The organism is Nonomuraea lactucae, from assembly GCF_003313395.1.
GTDB classification, from domain to species: domain Bacteria; phylum Actinomycetota; class Actinomycetes; order Streptosporangiales; family Streptosporangiaceae; genus Nonomuraea; species Nonomuraea lactucae.
This window is the reverse complement of sequence record NZ_QNFZ01000563.1, coordinates 1-1758: the sequence shown is the minus strand read 5'-3', so window position 1 is coordinate 1758 and position 1758 is coordinate 1. Positions and strand designations below refer to the sequence as shown.

Here is a 1758-nt window from a genome sequence, read left to right as displayed (position 1 = left end):
TAGCGATCTTCGGTCGCTGGTTTCTGTAGGTTTGTGTCAAGTTTCACGACGCCCGAGGAAGTCGAGCTTGGGCGGCGTAGTCGTCGACATGCCGGGTGATGGTCTTGAGCGCCGTTCGGAGTTCGGGTGGCGCTTGGGCTTGGTCGGCCGCGGTGAGCGGGACGAGTAACCGGTTGTAGATCTTGGTGTAGAAGACGGCGATGCGCACGCCGTCGTCGGTCAGGACGTAGCGGTTGGAGCGGGGCAATCGGCGGATCAGGCCGTTGAGGCGCAACCGCCGGAGGTCGTAGGTCATCTGGCCTGTGCTGTAGCTGGTGGTGCCGAGCAGTCCGGTCATCAAGACGCGAAGGTTCTTGTTGGTGAAGCCGGTCGCGGCGAGCAGCGTCTGGCACAGGGCGCCGGCCAGGGCCATGACCCGAGGATCGCCGAAACGTAGCGCCGGGGTCCTCCGCCCCACCTCATCGGTGGTGGGGTGCGCGATCCGCTCAAAGGCTGGACTCGCAAGGACGCAACCCTGGCCGGCACGTTCGACTTCCAGTATGCGCCGGTTGGCGGCGCGGGCCTTGACCTGAAGCTCCTCTAGGTTGGGCAGGCGGGCGTTGCAACGCAGATCGCGGGGGGCGTTGATGACGGTCTCGATGCGCATCGCGCGGCCGTCTTTGAGGTACTGCTTGATCCGGGAGTGCTTGTAGAAGACGTTGACGATGACGCCGCCGTTGTCGCGGCGGTCGATCGCGGTGCGGAAGGTTGCTCGGGTGTCGCGGCGGATGCGCCGGGCGAAGATGATCTCGACGTTGTGCGGGCGGCCGATGTCGAGGTTGTCGGCGATGAGGGCTTCGAAGAAGCCGCGGGCGTGCCGGGGAGCGTCGAAGACCAGGGTGCGGGAGATCTCGATCTGCCGCATGGAGGTCTCCCACCAGTAGCCCGCATCGTGGTCTTTGTCGCCGAAGGGCAGCGGCAGGCGGTGCAGCCAGCGCTGGACGAACACGTTGATGGTGCCGGAGGTGAGCCGGTCGCAGATCTCCTGCAGCGCGGCAGGGTCGTGGCAGGTGGCGAACCCGTTGGACAGTTCGGTGAAGCCGAGGCCGGCTTTGGCGGCTTGGCGTTTGGCCCACTCGTGGCCGTTGATCCAGATCTTGCCCGGGTAGGGGAAGTAGGCGCAGATCTTGATGAAGGCCGGGCCGAAGTTCTCGTCCCAGAGATAGAAGTAGTAGCAGGTCACTCGCCGGTCGGCCTTGACGAAGCTCCAGCGTGGGGTGCCGGTGGAGGTCTTGCCCTCGTGCGCGGTCCATACGCGCTGGAACTCCTGCGCCACCCCGATCGCCGCGACCCCGGAGCGCCCGGTGGCGGCCTGGCGGGCCAGATACGGCTTCATCGTCTCCAGCTTGGGCTCGTCCTTGCCGAACTTGACCCACGGAATGTGGTTGGCCTCGGCAAAACCCGCGACCGCACGCCGGAACCGATCACCCAGTTGCTTGAACAGCACCGGCGAGGCAAACGGGAAGCCCAGGTGCCCGGACAGGAACGCCACCACCTGCGCGCTGGTCTGCAGGATCGGCACGTAGGCATTGAGATAGATGCGATCCAGGCACTCGATGTCCAAACTCACGTGCCCGTCGAGAACATCGTTCACCGTCACGACCCGCGCCATGGCGACCACCCACCGCAACCGTTTCTATGGTCGTGACGATGCACTCACCAACGCCTGATCGCCAGCGGAACCGGCAATCTCGGCGGTCCGAGGCGGAGCCTCATTAG

The 1758-nt window shown here is 65.3% G+C and carries 1 protein-coding gene; it reads right to left on the bottom strand.

All coding sequences use genetic code 11. From position 1 onward, the window contains the following. Positions 1-43: 43 nt before the first annotated feature. Positions 44-1651 carry a hypothetical protein gene (locus DQW85_RS23625; RefSeq protein ID WP_113702266.1) on the bottom strand — a complete coding sequence of 536 codons (1608 nt, stop codon included), beginning with the start codon at positions 1649-1651 and terminating at the stop codon, positions 44-46. Between the last annotated feature and the right edge of the window lie 107 nt (positions 1652-1758).

Excerpts from the sequence above, each read along its gene's own strand:
- DQW85_RS23625 (WP_113702266.1), bottom strand. The coding sequence starts at position 1,651 with ATGGCGCGGGTCGTGACGGTGAACGATGTTCTCGACGGGCACGTGAGT.